This is a genomic window from Floridaenema evergladense BLCC-F167, from assembly GCF_041929205.2.
Classification (GTDB): Bacteria; Cyanobacteriota; Cyanobacteriia; order Cyanobacteriales; family Aerosakkonemataceae; genus Floridanema; species Floridanema evergladense.
On record NZ_CM171625.1, the window covers coordinates 5,741,423 to 5,760,503 of the forward strand.

General features: G+C 39.2%; 17 protein-coding genes. 10 read left to right on the forward strand and 7 right to left on the reverse strand.

What is annotated here, in order from left to right; all coding sequences use genetic code 11:
• Positions 1-403 precede the first annotated feature (403 nt).
• Entirely contained in the window at positions 404-868 is a 465-nt protein-coding gene (locus tag ACE1CA_RS27520) for a SitI3 family protein (protein ID WP_413279509.1), read from the forward strand.
• 267 nt (positions 869-1,135) lie between these two features.
• Complete coding sequence (locus ACE1CA_RS27525; protein WP_413279510.1) at positions 1,136-1,711, forward strand: DUF4126 domain-containing protein; 576 nt, start codon at positions 1,136-1,138, stop codon at positions 1,709-1,711.
• A 17-nt stretch (positions 1,712-1,728) separates the two neighbouring features.
• On the opposite strand, the gene ACE1CA_RS27530 is transcribed toward ACE1CA_RS27525, so the two are convergent.
• Positions 1,729-2,292, reverse strand: coding sequence for a Uma2 family endonuclease (locus ACE1CA_RS27530; protein WP_413279511.1), 564 nt, complete (start codon positions 2,290-2,292; stop codon positions 1,729-1,731).
• Positions 2,293-2,363: 71 nt separating this feature from the next.
• A complete protein-coding gene (locus tag ACE1CA_RS27535) occupies positions 2,364-4,742 on the reverse strand; it encodes a dynamin family protein (protein WP_413279512.1) in 2,379 nt (792 codons plus the stop codon).
• Positions 4,743-5,025: 283 nt separating this feature from the next.
• Between ACE1CA_RS27535 and ACE1CA_RS27540 the strand changes: the two genes are divergently transcribed.
• Both ACE1CA_RS27540 and ACE1CA_RS27545 read left to right on the forward strand, forming a co-directional pair.
• Positions 5,026-5,595 carry a hypothetical protein gene (locus ACE1CA_RS27540; RefSeq protein ID WP_413279513.1) on the forward strand — a complete coding sequence of 190 codons (570 nt, stop codon included), beginning with the start codon at positions 5,026-5,028 and terminating at the stop codon, positions 5,593-5,595.
• Positions 5,596-5,854: 259 nt separating this feature from the next.
• The gene (locus ACE1CA_RS27545; RefSeq protein WP_413279514.1) at positions 5,855-7,801 is read left to right on the forward strand and encodes an ABC transporter ATP-binding protein; all 1,947 of its coding nucleotides are present in this window, start codon (positions 5,855-5,857) and stop codon (positions 7,799-7,801) included.
• A gap of 196 nt (positions 7,802-7,997) precedes the next feature.
• Here ACE1CA_RS27545 and ACE1CA_RS27550 read toward each other — a convergent pair whose 3' ends face one another.
• The 3 genes from ACE1CA_RS27550 to ACE1CA_RS27560 all read right to left on the reverse strand — a co-directional run bounded on the left by ACE1CA_RS27550 (position 7,998) and on the right by ACE1CA_RS27560 (position 9,886).
• The gene (locus tag ACE1CA_RS27550) at positions 7,998-8,867 is read right to left on the reverse strand and encodes an MBL fold metallo-hydrolase (RefSeq protein WP_413279515.1); all 870 of its coding nucleotides are present in this window, start codon (positions 8,865-8,867) and stop codon (positions 7,998-8,000) included.
• A 12-nt stretch (positions 8,868-8,879) separates the two neighbouring features.
• Complete coding sequence (locus ACE1CA_RS27555) at positions 8,880-9,632, reverse strand: WecB/TagA/CpsF family glycosyltransferase (RefSeq protein ID WP_413279516.1); 753 nt, start codon at positions 9,630-9,632, stop codon at positions 8,880-8,882.
• Positions 9,633-9,754: 122 nt separating this feature from the next.
• A complete protein-coding gene (locus ACE1CA_RS27560) occupies positions 9,755-9,886 on the reverse strand; it encodes a hypothetical protein (RefSeq protein ID WP_413279517.1) in 132 nt (43 codons plus the stop codon).
• A gap of 327 nt (positions 9,887-10,213) precedes the next feature.
• Between ACE1CA_RS27560 and ACE1CA_RS27565 the strand changes: the two genes are divergently transcribed.
• From ACE1CA_RS27565 to ACE1CA_RS27580, 4 genes are all read left to right on the forward strand, one after another.
• Positions 10,214-13,456 carry a glycoside hydrolase family 15 protein gene (locus ACE1CA_RS27565; RefSeq protein WP_413279522.1) on the forward strand — a complete coding sequence of 1,081 codons (3,243 nt, stop codon included), beginning with the start codon at positions 10,214-10,216 and terminating at the stop codon, positions 13,454-13,456.
• Entirely contained in the window at positions 13,453-13,629 is a 177-nt protein-coding gene (locus ACE1CA_RS27570) for a hypothetical protein (protein WP_413279518.1), read from the forward strand. The genes ACE1CA_RS27565 and ACE1CA_RS27570 overlap by 4 nt, the downstream gene beginning before the upstream one ends.
• 379 nt (positions 13,630-14,008) lie before the next feature.
• Entirely contained in the window at positions 14,009-14,266 is a 258-nt protein-coding gene (locus tag ACE1CA_RS27575) for a hypothetical protein (protein ID WP_413279519.1), read from the forward strand.
• A complete protein-coding gene (locus ACE1CA_RS27580; protein WP_413279520.1) occupies positions 14,256-14,675 on the forward strand; it encodes a type II toxin-antitoxin system VapC family toxin in 420 nt (139 codons plus the stop codon). Before ACE1CA_RS27575 ends, ACE1CA_RS27580 begins: the two co-directional genes overlap by 11 nt.
• An 86-nt stretch (positions 14,676-14,761) precedes the next feature.
• Here the strand turns inward: ACE1CA_RS27580 and ACE1CA_RS27585 are convergent, their stop codons facing one another.
• Positions 14,762-15,319 carry a Uma2 family endonuclease gene (locus tag ACE1CA_RS27585; RefSeq protein WP_413279521.1) on the reverse strand — a complete coding sequence of 186 codons (558 nt, stop codon included), beginning with the start codon at positions 15,317-15,319 and terminating at the stop codon, positions 14,762-14,764.
• A 74-nt stretch (positions 15,320-15,393) separates the two neighbouring features.
• A protein-coding gene (locus ACE1CA_RS27590; protein ID WP_459563618.1) for an IS630 family transposase occupies positions 15,394-16,457 on the reverse strand; the annotation gives its coding sequence in 2 pieces (ribosomal slippage) (positions 15,394-16,001 and positions 16,001-16,457; 1,065 coding nt in all).
• Positions 16,458-16,579: 122 nt separating this feature from the next.
• On the opposite strand from ACE1CA_RS27590, the gene ACE1CA_RS27595 reads away from it, so the two are divergent.
• Together ACE1CA_RS27595 and ACE1CA_RS27600 are read left to right on the forward strand one after the other, a co-directional pair.
• Positions 16,580-17,956 carry a sensor histidine kinase gene (locus tag ACE1CA_RS27595; protein WP_413282069.1) on the forward strand — a complete coding sequence of 459 codons (1,377 nt, stop codon included), beginning with the start codon at positions 16,580-16,582 and terminating at the stop codon, positions 17,954-17,956.
• 196 nt (positions 17,957-18,152) lie between these two features.
• The gene (locus ACE1CA_RS27600; protein WP_459563743.1) at positions 18,153-19,025 is read left to right on the forward strand and encodes a DUF2267 domain-containing protein; all 873 of its coding nucleotides are present in this window, start codon (positions 18,153-18,155) and stop codon (positions 19,023-19,025) included.
• Positions 19,026-19,081 lie beyond the last annotated feature (56 nt).

Consider the following 19,081-nt stretch of genomic DNA (forward strand, 5'->3'; position numbering starts at 1 on the left):
AAGTTGATCTACAATTTACTACCTGATATTGTTAAACCTTCACGAGACGGTAGAGGAAAACTGCTAGGTACTCCTACTAGAATGTACCCCAATCAAACTCCTGAAGTGTTGCGTTCACTAATGCGAGAAAACGAATCAGCAGTAACTCTTGCTAATTTAGGGTACACAGTGAGGCAAAATCCATCTGTTCGTGGACTGAAGGAGCCTGACTACAGAATAGGAAGACGAATATTTGACTGTTATGCACCAACCTCTTTAAGGGTACGCAATATAGCTTCAAATATTATCCTATTGTAGGTCTTAAAGAGATTCTTGTACTAAAAAATAACGCTATCATCTTGAAAGGTGGAATTGTTGGTGCAAATTTCATTTTTGTAAATTGATAATATCCTGAGAGGTAGAAATGGCATTAAACTATATATTAAACTTGGAAGCTAATATTAAACCAGTAGAGGCTTTGCAGATAATTTCCAAATATCTTGGTCTAAAATGGCACAAAAAAGATAGTTTAGCTGGCTTAGGTGTTATTGTATACGCAACCCTAAAAAGTCAAATAGGGCAGGAAGTTATAGCAGAAGAGTTTGGTTTTCAACCAAGCATAGTTGTAGATTTCCGTATTAATCCGAAAGATGCTTATAAAGAAGGTAAAGATACTTTAATAAAAGGTACTTTGGACTTACTCGATCGGTTTCAAGGAGATGCAGTTTTGCTGTTCAACGGAGAACAACCTGTACTACAAAGAATCAATGGAAAACTTAGACTCTACTCAGGATGGGAGGCTACATTAATAAATATATTTCACGATCGTAAGCTAACTTATGAACTTTATCAGCCCCAATCATCTGCAACAAATATCAAACTTGGGTAAGAAAATCGCTAAAAGTGACAGGTTTTCTGGTGACAACTGCGGGAGTAATTTAGCGTTGAATAATGCTATATCGCGCCATTATCCACTGTTGAGTTGCCCTAAATCTATTGAAGCAACAAAGTTTATTTTACACATAATGTAGTAAATTATTAACCCTTGAAATTAGCGATCGACTTATCAACAAAAAAAGGGTTACAATTAAGAAACGATTAAGTTAAAAACTTGCGTTTACCCTTTTCGGTTAAGAGTACAACCAGAACAGTAAATATGATTGAACTCCTTGCTGCGCTTTCTGCTTCCGCTGCGGTAGGTGTAGGGAGAATTGCCCTACCATTATTATTAATTGGACTTTTGCAAGGAGACAATCTCTGGTCTCGCGTACCAATACTTTCTCACATTCATCCACAAGTAGTAGTGGGAATACTCACCAGTTGGTCATTATTTGAATTGTTTGCTTCCAAAAAACTCCTTGGTCAGCGTATTCTACAAATTATTCATCTCTTACTTAGTCCGTTAGTGGGAGCAATTGTTGGCGCTTTTGTGGCGCAGACAGCTAACCTTGATGGATGGATGATTGTACTTGTTGGTACGATCGGCGGATTACTAGCTTTAGTGTTGCAACTTGTACAAACAGGTTGGTTTTTTCGTCTGCGGGGTTTACCCCTTTGGTTAGTTTTTATCCAAGATGGTTTATGTGTAGTCTTAGTGTTACTTGCCTTTGACGCACCCAGACAGGGAGGATTAATTGCTATGATCCTACTTTGGCTGGCAATTCGCTCTTCTGGAGAATGGTATCGTTGGTACAGAAAGCAGCGGCATTCTGCTCGGTATCACCCGGATTAACTGAGAATTTCTCATTGTTACTGTAGAATCTGTGCAGTGGTAAGATTCAGAATACCAAATAGTGGAGAAGCGATCGCACTATCTCCTTGAAACACCTTTTCCTCATACAAACCTTCTACCCACTCCAATACTGTCACCTTTTGTTGCATCGGATCGACAATCCAATACTCGGCAATCCCTCGCGCCCCATACTCCGATCTTTTGTAGCGATAATCGCGTTTTTCTTGTCCCGGACTTACTACTTCAACTACTAACAATGGTGGTGGCATATCGAGTGTAATGGTCGATCGATTTGCCCCCTCCAATGCCGTCGCTAACTCTTCAGATAATACGATTAAATCCGGGAAGCGTGTCGTTGCCCGCAAACTACTTACCACTATTTCAGTTCCAATTCTTAACCGATAGCTAGAAATTCCTTGGTTTAGAAAAAAGGCAAATAATAAAGATGCTATCCGCTGATTTCGATCGCTTTCTGGAGGCATGGCAACTAACTCCCCATTTTCCAATTCATACCAAGTATCAGTACCATCGTCAAAGTTAAGGTACTCTGCCAAAGACATTTTTTGAGATGCAATAGTCATGATTGTTCCACCACCTGCAAATAGTTTTGCTCTGTTTTTTATCTTACATCCCCTATTCTGTTTCTTATCCCCTAATTACTAGACACTAACTCTTGCATATATCTGAGATAACCATCAGCTTTTTTCACCTGTTCTTTAACTTCAGGAACTAAAGAATTAAGCGATTGAATTAACTTAGCTTTGGCTTCAATAGAAAGCTGTTGGTCTACTTGAGCTTGTTTTAAACTATCGCGATAGTTACTCAAGTAAGCATCCAAATCATTAAAAAAGTCATCAATTCTTTGCTGAAAATCTTCATCCAAATATTGACTAATTCCCTGTTTAATGTCATTAATCCTTTGATCGATCAACTTGTTAATTTCATAAATTATTCCTTGCAAAGAAACCGTGTAAAAGTTCTCAGTTTTGTGCGGTCTTTTGACTTTTTCTGTAATTTCAAAAGGAACTAACCACATAAAATGTAAAAACGACCTTTTCTTTTTTACCACTTCACTGTAACCTTGATCGATCTTCCGAGTATGGCGAATGACTAAAGGTTTGTTCAGATCGATGTAGTAATCCGAATGAAATCTGAGATTAGGCAGAGAAAGATTTAAATGGAAATTTTCATTCAATCTTTCCCTAGCTCGATCGATAATTGGTTTAGTTTGCTTTTCTAAAAATTCCATCATTTTTTGCCGAGATTCATCAATTACTTGACCAGTATTTTCCTGCACTTTTTCTAACAGCAAATCAACTCGGCGCTTGGCATAAGCTACAGCTAAGGCAGCAAATTCCTCGGCTTCCCTTAAAGTAGTAAACTCCATTGAACTGAGTCGCTTAGACTCAGTTGCTACTTCTTGTTTTTGTTGCGAAATCCAGTTAACAAAAGCTCTGCCAGTTGTCCCACTTTTTTCCACAAAATCAGCAACTTGTTGGTCTTCTTGCAACAAATATGTTTCTACACTCAATTTACCTTCTTGTTGCAATTTTTCTAAAATATTATTTAAATTTGCCTGCAAATCAATTTTGATTTGTTCAATTTCTTGCAAACTGTGACGGCAGTTTTCGATGCTATCAATATCTTCATCTAATGCTGCCACTTCTACCCGCAATTTTTCCCCATCTTCATTAATAGCTCGACTGCGTAATTGGGTATCTTCCAAAAGTTCTAGCAATCGACCTTTAGCAATTTTCAAAGAAGAGGTAATACATCTGGGTGCTGCTTCAGTCATCAAAGCATTGACGGCATTAGTTAAAAAGGCATCAAAGCCAGATTTATGCCAAAGTTTTTCGGCTTTCTTTTTTAGTTGGGCGACTGTAACTTCTTGTAATTCTTCTTCCCAATCTAAAGGGAAAACATCTTGAGCGAGCGATCGCGCCGTCTTTAATTGTCCCACATCCACACCCGGACGTTGCTGCACCTCTGTCAAAAAATTAGCCGCAGAAAACGCCCATCTCGCTGAAATTTCAAACACGCGATCGTTCTCCTCTCCATCCCCAATCCCAAACTCCGCCGCCACAAATTGACGCACCTGTTCGGGAGTCATATCCCCCTCTTTGCGCTGATCGACCTTATTCACCAAAACATATAAATTATCCTTTCCCCGCAACTCAGTTACCCTAGCAACATCCTTTTTAATTTCCTCTTCCGCCTTCGTATTCAACTCCGTAAAATTCAGAACAATTAAAATTACCGAACTCGCCTGTAACTGTTCCGCCACCACATTTACTAACTTTAAATTTTCCCCCGCTTCATTCGGCCCCGGAGTATCCACAATTACCAATTTACCCGCAATATCTGCCTTTTCTGTAATTCCCGATCGATAAAAAGGAGTGTAAATTCTTGGTACATCAATCAGCGACTGCAAAGGATCGGAAAACGGATCTAAAACACTACAAAGACGAACAATATCATTCAAACCCCGTAAACTATTAATAATAGACAACCGACCAGAAATTCTGTTCTCAATAGCAATTCCCCCCATACTCTGAATCTTTTCCGGCAACTTTGCCAAATGGGGATACTGTGCCATCCTTTCCTGCACCCGGTTTAAACCCAACTCAGCAATTTTGCGCTGTAAAGCCACAAAAGTGTCCCGAAAAATATCTTGCATCTGCGAAGTCAACATCAAAACAGGCTCAGCCAATTGCGGCTCAAACATAATCTCCGTAGGCAAAGTTGTCATTGCTGCATTGCGACTCGGCAATAATTCTTGACCAACAATAGCGTTAATAATCGTAGATTTACCCGCCTTCATCGGCGCAACAATTGCCATCCTCAACTCTAAATCCGAAACATTCCGAGTCGCATCTGCAACTTCTCGCTGAAACTTGGCATACTTTTCACTAGCACTATCCGAACTCAGCGCCGTACTCACACGATGTAATAACGAACCAACCAGCCCTAACAAATCAACGGCATTTGTTTGCAAACTCTGCATATTCCGCTTTTGTACTTCAGCAACCATGAGACTCACTCCCCGGAAAAATGTCTAACCAAATGAATACACTTCGATGAAAGTTAGATCTTTGATTCTGTCTGAAACTCAACTATATCTAAAAAAACTCCTGCTGTTATCATTATTTGTCGATGGTTTTGCTAAGATGACCCCGAAGAATATTATGTGGATGCAATCTGCCTCTGGCACAAATGAGGTAACTACTGCGTCTTTCACAAAGACTAGCCTTCTATTAACCTAACAATAGAAGTGCGTACCTGTAATCTCTTGTTGAATTCTCTGTGGAAACACCATGCGTAACCCTATCATCAATTTCGATCATTTTTCGGGTGCAGTACCAACATTCAGGAAACTTTTCGTTTCTAGCTTACTCTTGGGCTTAATTGGTACAGTTAACACAAATATTGATGTTCTACCATCAACAGCACAGTCAACACCACCAACCAATCAAGCTACAACCCCGATAAACCAGAAATTGGTGGGAAGTTGGCAAAGCCGAGTTTCTTCAACTCAGAATCTCACTTTTATTTTCGGACAAGATGGTAAGTTATTTATTGTCTTGCCATCAAACTCAGAAAAAGCTCAAGCTTTACAACTGCGGTACCGAGTTGCTTCTGCAACTAGCAAACCAATGCAATTGGATTTGACGACAAGTAACAACAAAACTGCCCAAACGATTTTTGAGTTTACTCCCGACGGTAAACTGCGAATGGAACTACAGGGTATCGAAGCCGGAAAACCTAGACCAGCTACTTTTGGTAAAGGGGCTTTGGTATTTAATAAGGTTTCTGGTAACACTAATTTGCCTGCCAATGCTCAACTTAGACAAAGTGATAACCCAAATAACGTTATGCCTAAGTAGTTTGTCTCACATCTTTGCGGGGATAGGAGAGCAAGGGCGATAATTTAAGCAATTATTTCCGTCTTTGTCAAATAAGGCCATTTAAATATGGAATAGCTTCGCAAAAATAGCCAAAAAATCCTGATTTTGGCTGCGAGCATGGTAAAGTTGTCTATCGAGATCCCCAACTCCTTTAAGAAGTTGGGGATTTAAAGTACTTGGTACTACAAATCTGAGCCTCTGCACTGTTAAGATGTGGTTATTTTGATGCTTGACTTCCATGACTGACACCGTTCTCGATGTTCGCAACTTGCAAGTTCAGTTCCTTGCCAAAGGTACAGGTAGAACACCTGTGGTTACGAAAGCTGTTGATGGTATTTCTTTTCAGGTGAAACCGGGGCAAACTCTAGGAATTGTCGGTGAATCGGGTTCTGGTAAATCAGTTACTTCCTTAGCAATCATGGGTTTGGTGCCGAGTCCAAGCAGGGTGTTGGGTGAAATTTGGTTTCAAGGTTCGGGAGAAGGTGCTGAAGCTGTGAATCTGCTGCAATTGCCGGAACGCAGAAAGCAGCAGTATCGAGGCGGTGAGATTGCCATGATTTTTCAAGAACCGATGAGTTCTTTGAATCCGGTTTATACTATTGGTTTTCAAATTACAGAAGCAATTCGCTTGCACCAAAATGTTTCGGAGGCGCAAGCTAGAAGGTTGGCGGTTTCTCTGTTACAAGAGGTGAAGTTGCTGCCGAGTGATGAGGATTTGCGGCAAGGTTTTTTGGAGATTAGACGACAAGAACAACTTAATACTTCTGCTGCTGGAGAGTGGGCGGTTGATATTAGTGAGAAGGAAATTAATCAGTATATTAATCAGCAGAAGTTGGCGATGCTTGATCGCTATCCTCACGAACTTTCTGGGGGGCAAATGCAGCGAGTTATGATTGCTATGGCAATTTCTTGTAATCCTAAAGTGTTGATTGCTGATGAACCGACTACGGCTTTAGATGTGACTGTTCAAGCAACTATTTTGGAACTGTTGCGCGAGTTATGCCGGAGTCGGGGAATGTCGATGATTTTTATTACTCACGATTTGGGCGTAATTGCTGAAATTGCTGATATTGTGGCGGTGATGTATCGGGGCAAAATAGTTGAATATGGTCTGGTTTGGCAAATTTTTTCGGCTCCTCAACATCCTTATACTAAAGGTTTATTAGCTTGTCGTCCCAGTTTGGATCGCAATGTGCGCTATCTGCCAACGGTTTCTGATTTTATGGAAGTGGTAGAAACTGATGATGGCGAATGGAAAATTGAGGAGAAAAGCGATAATTCAAATCAGCAAATAGGAGTTTCAAGTACGCCATTCCCAGTTTCTCGTCCTCACTCACGAGTTCACACTTCTGATGCGCCAATTTTGTCTGTAAAAAATCTTCAGGTGGGTTTTCCGGTGCGAGGAATGTTTGGGAAAACAGAACGCTACATTATGGCTGTAAATGGGATTTCTTTTGATGTTTATAAGAGCGAAACTTTGGGTTTGGTGGGAGAGTCGGGTTGCGGTAAAACTACTTTAGCTCGGACTTTATTGCGCTTGATTGAACCAATGGGCGGTCAGATTTTCTTTGAGGGACGTGATATTACTAATTTGAAAGGTGCGCCTTTACAAAAGTTGCGTCGGGAGATGCAAATTGTGTTTCAAAATCCGTTTAGTTCTCTCGATCCAAGGATGAATATTGGCGATGCAGTAATGGAACCTTTGCGAATTCACGAAATAGGAAAGAAAGATCGGGAAAGACGCGATCGCGCCGCTTATCTGTTAGAAAAAGTCGGTCTAAATCCTGACTGGATGAAGCGTTATCCTCACGAATTTTCTGGGGGACAAAGGCAAAGAATTTGTATTGCTAGGGCTTTGGCTTTAAATCCAAAGTTTATTATTTGTGATGAGTCGGTTTCGGCTTTGGATGTTTCTGTACAAGCGCAAGTGTTGAATTTGTTAAAGGAAATTCAGCAAGAATTTGGTTTGACTTACATTTTTATTTCCCACGATTTGAGTGTGGTTAAGTTTATGAGCGATCGAATTATGGTAATGAATAGCGGCAAAATCGAAGAAATTGATATTGCCGATATGATTTATCGTCAACCGAAAACAGAATACACTCGTCAGTTAATTAATTCTATTCCTACAGGCAGTTTGGCAAGAATTAAACAGCGGCAACAACAGCGATCGATCGCTATGTGATTGGGGACTGGGGACTGGGGACTGGGAAAGGCAGAAGGCAGAAGAAAGTTTCTTCGTTGCACCAAGAGGCAGAGCCTCTATTCTTCGTTCCCAGGTTGAACCTGGGAACGAGAACACAGGAGGTTCCACCTCCTTTGAGTGCAAGATCTGAGTTAAGAAGTTTTCTTGCTCCTCTGCTCCTTTGCTCCCCTGCTCTCTAGCTTTTCATCCAACTAACACATTTTTCCATCTGCTTTTGCATGGTTTCTTTATCAGCATGATAGCGTCTGCCATGTCCGGGTAATACCCATTCAAACTGATAACTTGCTAATTTTTGCATGGACTTAAATAGTTCTGTCCAAGAGTACCAACAATGCTGGCGGAAAGCATACAATTGATTTAATGTTTCCGACCAAGCTAAGTGATCGCCTGTGAATAAAAAGCTGTTTTTGTAAAGTAAAACTGTGTGACCTTTGGTATGTCCGGGAACGGGAATAATTAACAAATCTGGGGCAAATTCAATGGGATCGGTTCCAGAAATTTGAATTTCTACATTACGAGTTCCCGTGCTAATTTCGTCTTGGTGTAAAATGCGATCGCAACCAAAATGTTCTTGAAACTTTTGATGATCTGCTACATCATCTCTGTGTGTTAAATACAAATAACGAATCCCACCCATTGCTTCCAAACGTTTGACAAGGGGCGGAGTAAATCGAGGGGAATCTATCAAAATATTCCCTTCGGGACGAGTGATGAAATAACTGGCAGCAGCAAAGGATTTTTCGGAATGATAGCCGCAATGATAAACATTTTCGGCGACTAAAATCGGGAAAGTTTCTTGAACTTCTTTAATATCTGTTGGTTTTTCAACTGTGCCAATGGAAGCAGTGGGACAGGACAATAAAGCCTGGATTGCTTTGACTCTTTCGCTGGGGTTGGCAGGTTGATGATAAACTGCTGACTGTTCTCCTGCTTCATAAAAAACTTCCGGTGCCATCCACCGACAAGTATCGCAGTCAATGCAGGTGCGATCGACATAAAAATCGCCGTTCACATTTTCGGAACGACGTTGGTGGAGATGTGCCATTTTGCAACGTCTTTATTTGTGGAAAAAATTGCTTATTAAAGCTTTCCAAGCAAACAGGGGTAAAGCTAACATTCGCCGCCAGCGCCAAGGTTCTTGGTAAAGCCGATATAGCCATTCTAAATGATTTTCTCGGAACCAAGCGGGGGCGCGATTTTTTGTCCCGGCCCAAATATCTAAACTACCACCTACGCCAATCCAGATCGCTTTAGGACAGAGGTGGCGATGTTTAGCGATCCAGAGTTCTTGACGGGGTACTCCCAGCCCGACGAAAATTAAACTCGGTTGTTGTTCTTTTAAAGTTTGGTGTAGTTGTTGTTCTTCTACAGTTGAGAGATAACCGTGTTGAGTGCCTGCGATCGCTAATTTTGGACATTTCTCCTGCCACATTTCGGCTGCTTTAGCTGCAACCCCAGGCGCACCACCAAAGAAAAATACTGGCATTGGTTTACTTAATTGTCCCGCATATAACAGAAGAGTTTCTGCTAACTCAATTCCTGGACAACGCTTCACTTTTTTACCTTTTAACCACAGGTAAAGGACGACTCCAGAACCATCAGGGATGACTAAATCCGCTTGCTGAATAATTTGGGCTAAAGTGGCGTTCTTTTCCGCCTGCATAGTCATTTCTGCATTTAGCGTAATGACGTGCCCGCCTAATTGCTGGTGCAACTGCGCGATTAGCCAACCTGGGTAATCATCTAATAAATGTACTGGCAGTCCCAGTACAGAAAAGCTAGGCGTGTTAGTAATGATTTGTTCTTGCACAAACTCTCCTCACGTTCTCTATGCAGCATAGTTTACCTTGACGCTGCATTACTGTGTAGTTTCTCAAAAAATTAGACTCTGTTTCTACTACTTCTTCTTTAATGTTAGTAGTTTTGTAATCTTCAGACCGCCTTTTTTACAGAACCATCTGCATAAAGTTCCAAAGGCACTAACTCCACTTTACCGTTAACTTTCACTTTAGAATAAACAATCCGCACAAAAGGTGAATTATTTTTATTGTATTTCGTACACATATCCGTCACCTGCTTTTGCTCTAGGTTGACAACTTTAAAACTTTCTGGGTCTAAGTTGAATTCTGATTTATTCCCTACTTATGTTCTACAAAACTGTTGTTAAAGTTACCGGAAAGATTGGTTGATTTTTTATAAAGATTGTGCAAAAATTAGCAAAATAGATTTAAAAATACTAGCCAAATACTTACTAGTTGAAATAAACTAATAAAGTAATAGTAGGAAAAAGAATAAATATTAAGTTAGTCTGTTAAATTCGAGTAAATTTCTACTTGATCAATTAACTTCAAGCCGATCGACAATTATTTCGCCAAAATCGCCAAAAATATGATGAAAAACAAGCTCTCCGAACTGCAAGTACGCTTAGATTATTACTATCAGCAAATTCAAACTGTAATTCTCGATCGGCAAAATCCGATTACAGGTTTACTACCAGCCTCTACAGCCATAAATGCTCACGGAGATTATACAGATGCTTGGGTGAGAGATAATGTTTACAGTATTTTGGCTGTTTGGGGATTAGCATTAGGATATAGCAAGTTAAATGATGACTTTGGACGCAGTTATGAATTGGAACAAAGCGTCGTTAAATTGATGCGGGGACTGTTGTTTTGCATGATGCGTCAGTCTCACAAAGTCGAACGTTTTAAAGAAACTCAATCTCCTTTAGATGCTTTACACGCCAAATACAATACCAACACGGGTGATATTGTGGTTGGTGACGATCAGTGGGGACATTTGCAGTTAGATGCAACTTCATTGTTTCTGCTGATGTTAGCACAAATGACGGCTTCAGGATTACATATTATTTATACGCTAGATGAGGTGAATTTTGTCCAGAATTTAGTTTACTATATCGGGCGAGCTTACCGGACACCTGACTATGGTTTATGGGAAAGAGGCAATAAAATTAATCACGGAAACCCAGAATTAAATGCTAGTTCGGTGGGAATGGCGAAAGCAGCTTTAGAAGCAATTAATGGCATAAATTTGTTTGGAATTAGAGGTAGTCAAGCTTCGGTAATTCACGTTTTGCCAGATGAAATTGCTAGAGCTAGAATTACTTTAAAGTCGATTTTACCAAGGGAATCTAGCTCCAAAGAAGTGGATGCTGCTTTATTGAGTGTAATTAGTTTTCCGGCATTTGCGGTTGAGAACGAACAATTAGTAGAACGTACTAAAAAGAAAATTATAGACAAATTAGGAGGTTGTTACGGTTGTAAACGTTTCTTGAGAGATGGACATCAAACTGCGATCGAAGATCATACCCGTTTGCATTATGAACCTTGGGAATTAAAGCAATTTGAAAATATAGAATGTGAATGGCCTTTGTTTTTCACTTATCTATTTTTAGATGGTTTGTTTCGTGGGGATAGGGAACAAGCGCAAGATTATCAACAAAAGTTAGAGAGTTTGTTGATAGAAAGAGAAGGTTTGCGATTATTACCTGAACTTTATTATGTACCAAAAGATAAGATCGAGGCTGAGCGATCGCACCCCCAAAGTCAAACACGCTTACCTAACGAAAATGTTCCCTTAGTTTGGGCGCAAAGTCTGTATTATTTAGGACAGTTATTAAATGAAGGGTTAATTGCGATCGGAGATATCGATCCTTTAAGTAGACATTTGTGTACTGGAAAAGAATCTAAACCTTTAGTACAAATTGCCCTTTTAGCAGAAGATGAAGACTTACAAATTAAATTAGCAGATTACGGAATTCCCACCCAAACACCCCGACAAGTAGAACCAATTCAAGTGCGTCAAGCAAGTGAATTATCAACAGTTTACACCCAAATTGGACGCAATGATAAATTGGGTTTAACTGGTCGTCCAGTGCGAAGATTACGCAGTTTAACTACTTCGAGAATTTTCCGAGTTCGCGGAGAAACAATTGTTTTCTTACCCGCATTTTTAGATAAACAACAGTTCTATTTGACATTAGATTACCATTTTCTATTAGATCAAATCAGAAGCGAATTAGCTTATATTCAGCGTAATTGGATGGAGTTGGGAAGACCAACAATGACCTTATTGTTAACTCATTCTATGCTGGAAACGGGAAGTGAAGCATTGTTGGCATTAATGCAAGAACTAAATTCTGGTTATTGCAATGGCGTGCAGATTAAATTGGGCAATTTGCAACAATTTCTGCAAACATCAGCTAAAGAGAGAATTGATTTTATCCATGATTTTGAATTCACTCAATCTCCGGTTCAGAATACAGCATCAGCTAAGTATTATTTAACTTATAACCCGGAAAAAAACTGGCCTTTGGGTCATACTCAGGAATTCAAATTAGAGTACGAAACTGATACCAGATTCTTGATTAATTGTTTGCGAGATTCACAAAATATTTACGAACAAGTTGAGTTACTGCAAACATTAACTCGGTTGAAAGGCGTAAATTTCGATGCTGGTTTAGGAGGGCCAAAACATCCAGTAACAGTAGCAGATTTACTCAAAGAAATTTACGAAAAAGCAGTCAGAGGTGTAGTTAATCAAACCTCTAAGGAATCAATAATTCACTGGACGGTAATTCGCCGCACCGCAGGTTTAAGGGGAATGGTGGATATTGGTTTATCGGATGCAGTGACGGATATTTTAGTGCGCCAAAAACAGATTTCTGTGGGTAAAGCTTATAGCGAAGCTTCCTTAATTACTCGCCCAATGTCGCACCATGAAATTAGTGATAAAATTAAAGAGTTTTGTGGGGAAGATATTCGCGATCGCGTTCTCACCCAAGAAATTTTAATCTATCTTGGTTTATTAATCAAGTCAGAACCAGACTTATTTAACGGGTTGCTAACCTTAAGAGTTGGGTATTTAATTCTGTTAATCACCAGTGAATTAGCACAGGAATTAAAAATTACTCAAGACGAAGCGCATGAACATTTAATGACATTAAGCCCTTTTGAAGTAAAAAGCCGTGTGCGTCAAGTAATTGCAGGTTATGAAGACATGAATGAGTTGTTACGACAACAAGAATCTTTGCACGTCAAACAATCAGAAAAAGATATCGAATGGGTGGTGCTTCCTGAAAAAGAAGAAACAACAGAATCACAAGGCGGATGGTTGCACAAACGTCAAAGAGATGGCGCTTTAAACCGAGTTCCGCCAGATTTTTATCCTCGCGTTTGGCAATTATTGAAACATTGCAAAGGGTTAGTAATTGGGGATAAATTGGAGAGACGCAACCGTTTAGATAGTGAATGGTTGCTGGCGGAAATGACTTCGGGTGAAAAGAATTTTGCTTTGCAAATTGAGCATTTATTGAACAAAATTGTTGCGCCAGAGTACCGCCAAGTTAATATTGAAACTTTAATGGAATTATCAGCGATCGCAGAACGTAACCCTGACTTAAAAATTGAAGATTACATCGTTTTAGATGTTTTAATTGGTCATGCTGTCAGGTTAGCATTTTTGGAGAAATTCCCTGATAAAAGCGATCGCTATGATGAGTATAAAGCAGCTGCTTGGCGGTCTTTTTATGAAACCTCTCCCTATACCTGTGCTACTTTTGTAGTGAAAGCGTTCCGCTTCTTAACTCAGTTTGGAAAAGCGAGTGCAGCATGAGTAAAACTTTGTACGAAACAGATTATTTGAAATGGATTGAAGCGACAGTAGCAAAGTTGCGCTTGCAGAATTATTCTCAAGAAAAAGTCAGCTACACTTTAGCACATCATCGAGATGAAGCAATTATGGTGACAGTGGCTGTACCTGGAGAAAGATGGGAAGTTGAATTTTGAATGATGGTTCGATAGAAGTAGAAAAGTTTGTTAGTAATGGGGAAATTGGGGGAGAAGAAGCACTGGGAGAATTATTTTATCGCTATTCGGGACAAAATGATTCCAGCTAATATAGCATTTCTCGATCTGATGAGGTACGGCTCTAAGAGCTAAATTGCTGATTAATCAAGGGTTTTGCTGTACCTCACTTGAGTAGGAATCGCTATAAAGAATTTATAATGAACAGAACATTATAAGTAAGTACTTGGCATAATTTAATTGTGTAGTTTTCTGGGGAGCGATCAAATGCGATCGCAAAAAGTGCAACGCATCTCATTGTTAGTTAGCAATTAAATCGTTTTTGTATGAAAATAATAAGAAATACGAGAGAATTAAAAGTATGAGCAAAACTTTAGAAATTCAACTTCCCGACGAACTAGAGGAACAGTTGTTGCAAAGAGCAAAAAGTATGAATATATCCTTAGAAAGCTTAGTTTTGCAGTCTCTAATTCAATTAGCAAGTTCACCAACTCCAGATGAATTCGATCCAATTTCACCATTATTGGGTACATTAACAGCCGAAGTTAAGGACATTGGTGAACATCACGATCGCTATATCGGTAGTGCTTTACAACAGGAAATTGCCAGTGCTGAGTAAAGTCTTTATTGATACTTCTGGATGGGCTGAACTATTTGTAGCCAGTGAATCCTATCATCAACAAGCAAAAGAATGGTTCGCCAAAGCCAGAAAACAAAAGAGAGAAATGGTCACAAGTAACTATATTGTGGCTGAATTAGTGGCTTTACTAAATAGTCCTTTGCGTGTGCCTCGTTCGCAACTATTTCAATATGTAGATGCTGTGAAAACGGCTTCTTATGTTAATGTTATTTACATAGATGCAGCGATAGAAACAGCCGCTTGGTCTTTACTCAAAAATAGAGCGGACAAAACTTGGTCTTTAGTCGATGCTACTTCTTTTATAATCATCCAGCAGCTTGGGTTACAAGAAGCACTTACGACAGATCATCATTTTGAACAAGCAGGATTTATTCGATTATTGAAATAAAATCAACTGTCGCACCTTATTGTTACTTTTTGTATCTCTGCGATCGGCTGAATTCGCAAATTCTGCATCCTTATTTAAAGACAAATTTAAGGCAAAAACAGTTCAGAAAATGGTATTTCTATTTCGGGGAAAGCTAAGGGTGCGATCACTGCATCTACAATGAGAATAATTTCTTCTTGATAACCCGATTCAGTTGGATTACGAAAAATATAAACGCATCGGTTGATAATATCTAAAATCCAATATTCAGGGATATTTGCTCTAGCATAAATAGGTGCTTTTTCTTCGCGATCGATATTTAAAGTAGTATGAGAAATTTCGATTAATAAGAAGATATCATTCTGATTAGGGTGATTTTCGCCATAAGCATTTGGATCGATCCTAACTACCGCAATATCTGGTTCTGGTTCTGAATTTGAGAGAGTAATAGGTAACTGCATTCGTACATGAGCAATACCTCTAAATCTTACTTTCAAGTAATCAGACGATCTTTGAGTTGTACCTGCGTGAGGTGGACGTTGAGGACTCATCTCTATTATTTTACCTTCTAAAAGTTCAACTTTATCTTCAGGAGTAAGAATCCCAGCGTCGATCATTCGGTGATATTCTTCTACCGTCCACAAATGGATTTGGGTAGCAGTCATAGTGATTATCCTCGTTGTAGCTATTTAACTATATTAATGTAAAATTATTACGATCGAGAAGATATATAGCCAGTCTAAATGAATTGTGAAAAAGCATCGTAGTTTTTAAAGTTAGGAACATTAAAAAGTTTGAAATCAACAAAAAGCTGAAATAACCGCTTCACAATGGCAAAACTTTTACCAAACCGATAAAATCTTCTTAGTAAATTTTTTAACTGTAGCCAAATTGCTTCTACAGGATTTTCTTGGGGAGCGTAAGGCGCAAATCTATGACAAGTAACATTCCATTCTTCGGGAGTCATTTCTTGATTCTGTTGAGTTAAAAATTTTTTCATTTCCTCTCCTCTATGATAACTAGCTCCATCCCAGATCAATAAAATTTTGGCTCCCGGATTTCTTTGTTGTAGTTGAGTGACAAAATTGACAGTGTTTTCTCCATTTCCTTGGGGATAAGGGTCGAGAATAAATTCTTTCGTTAATAGATCTAAAGCTCCATAATAAGTCTGTCTTTCTTTGGGATTCAACAGTGGAATTTTCACTGGTTCTTTGATGAAGTTCCACAGATAACCACAGATATCGTCCCAGAGTAGATGGCATTCATCAATAATATACACCACCAGCTTTCTGGCCTCTATTTCGGTGCGATGTTTTTCGAGAAGTGCGGCAATTTCTTGGTTTTTTTTTTAGTTAATTCTGCATCATATCGAGGATTCACCTGTTCTCCTTTTTGCCAAGAGATTTTCGCTTCTTGAAAAATCTGATAATAGCTTTGTCGCGATTGAAAAACTACATCATATTTGTCAATTAAATAAGTTTCTAATTCGGAAATATCCCAAGCTTTTTGCTGAATTAACCACGCAATTGTTTCCGCTCTTTCTTCTGGGCTTAAATAACTTTCTGTGCCTTTATACCTGGATTTTAAAGCTTCATTACCGCCGACTTTAAAAGCATTAAACCATTTACTGATAAACCCTACTGAGACTGCTAAAATTTCTTTAATTTTCTCATAGCGATATCCCTCTAACGCCAATTTAGCTGCTAATGCTCTCTTCATTTCTGCCGATTTTGGATTACTTTTAATAAAATCTTCGAGAGTCTTTAGCTGTTTTCTAACTTCTGAATCTTCTACTGCTCTCATTTCTACTTCTCGGTTACAAGCCGTTCTTATTTTACCAGATTACCCTTTTACTTCTTTCATGACTCATTTAGACTGGCTATATAATTTAGAAAATTATTAGAATACTGAGCAAATTTATTATTATGTTTCAAACTACTCGCCGCCGTTTAGCTATTTGGTACGCCGCTGTTACTGCTGTGTTATTACTATTATTTGCAACTGGGGTTTATCTTTATGTGCGGAGTACTTTAGTTGAAAGAGTTGATGATACTCTAAATCATGTTGTGGAAGTGGTGGAACGATCGCTAGTCATCGAATCAAACACTACAGAAAACAAATTCCGCATTAACTTAGAAGCTAGTTTTCGAGATAATGCGGATACTGTAGAAGACGATCGCATTGACTTAGAATGGTTTAGTCCCAATGGCGAATTACTTTGGTCTACTTTTTCCGAACCTTTAAACATTCCCATTCATGCTAATCGCACTGGAGAAACAGTAAGAATAGAGAGAAAAAGTGATACTAATTCTTCTAACATTATCCTGTTACGCCAAATCACAGAAAGAGTAGAAATTGGTAGACAAGTCATCGGATATTTGCGCGTTAGTCATCCTTGGTTTGAAGTTACTAAACCCAGTCGTCAGTTAATCTTAGATTTGAGTTTAGGCATAACTTTTATGGTAATTTGTGTAGCAGCAATTGGTTGGTTGCTTTCCGGTTTAGCAATGGAACCAGTTAGGGAATCTTACCAAAGTTTAAAGCAATTTACCTCTGATGCTTCTCACGAATTGCGAAGTCCGATCGCCATGATTCAAACTAACGTCCAAGTAGCTTTAGCCGATCCAGAATTAAAGTTAGCACCCCATTACCAACACTTAAAAGTAATCGAAAGATTAACCCAAAGATTAGGACGTTTGGTAGATGATTTATTGTTTTTGGCAAGGCAAGATAGTGGGATTATTCAACCTCGGTTTTCCGCTTGTCCGTTGGATGCTTTGCTAATGGAAGTAGTGGAAGAACAACAGTTAGTCGCACAGGAAAAAAATGTTGAACTTTCCTTAGATTTAAAAGCAGAGATTGGTGGATCTGGAGTTGGGAAAAAGTATTTAGAAGAAACTGAAGAAGACTTTTTTACCCTTTTAGGAGATTGGGATCAACTAGCACGATTATTTACCAACTTGATCGGTAATGCGCTGCAATATACGCCAGCTAAAGGTAAAGTCAATATCGAATTGCAGCGAATTTTTCGTCGGGGTAGTTTTCCTCAGTTACAAGTCAAAATTATTGATACCGGAATTGGTATTCCTGAAGATGCTTTACCTCATCTATTCGATCGCTTTTATCGCGTCGATCCGGCACGCAGTCGGGGAAAAGTGACAGGTTCGGGTTTAGGATTAGCGATCGCAGCTGCAATTGCCCAAAATCATGACGGCAATATTCGCATTGATAGTATGATTAATCAAGGAACAACTGTTACTGTCACCTTACCTCAACAGCGTTTAGAAACATTTAATTCCTAATCAATTATTATTAATCCTTACTTAACTTTCTTACTAATTTCATCTATCTTAAGTCAGGGATCGGCGAAAAAATTTAACAATAAAATGGGTTAAAACAACTCACAAGGGAATGTCTCCTGTGACAGAGGTAATTAATACCGCTCTCATATTAGCCTCAAGGCATGAGTAGAGTGATTAGGAGACGTTTAATAGCAGTATGACAATAGGAATAAGAGAGGATGTTGTCTACATAATGCTGAAGAAAATCAGCGAAACTGGTAACAACAACGAGATGCACGCAGTTAAATTCAATGAAGGAGATTTTGTTGGTCGAGAACTGACTCCAGCAGAATTTTTAGGACATTTGGATTATCTAAATCAAAAGCAATATATCAACGCTGAATTTAGCGGTAATGCTTACGGTAATCAGGAAGATGTTCCTGATGCAGTTAACCCGAAAGAAGTTGATATCAGAATTGCTAATACTTACGGTGCTCCAGATAGTCCCTTGCCTCATTTAATTACTTTTAAAAAGGCAGAATTAACTGAGAAAGGTCGCAAAGCTTTAGAAGAAATGGAGGCAAATCCTCCTGAATCTTTAAAGAAAGGCCCAGCAGTACCAATTGCTGATAAAGATATGCCTTTCTTACATAAAGTCATGTTAAAAGCTGGCTTAACAGAACCTTATGATGCCAGAGATTTGACTGAAGTCGTGTATCGAGTCATGCGTGATTTAATGACAACTGATGCAGCCGATCGCGTCGCCGCAGAACTCCACGAAGAAGCAATGCCAACAGAAGATAAAGCGCTGCAAATGGAAATTACCGACCTGTGGAGAGATACCAATCCCATTGTCGGATTTTTAAGTCGGGTTCGTCCACCTTGGCAAGGTCCCGGCATCTTTAAAATTAACGACGATCGCTTTTTATTCCGCGTCGCTAACGAAGGTGGAATGCCACCAAATGTCGATCGGGAACAAGTAGTGAAAGCCGTGTTCTCAGCGACTAAAGATGAACTTTCCCAAGAAAGAATTGAAGAAATAGCTGACTGGCTACCTGGAAAAGTTCGCCAATTCTGGGAAGAAGCATAAAACTGAGATCTTGCGCCAAGAGGCAGAGCCTCTATCTTTCGTTACCAGGTTCAACC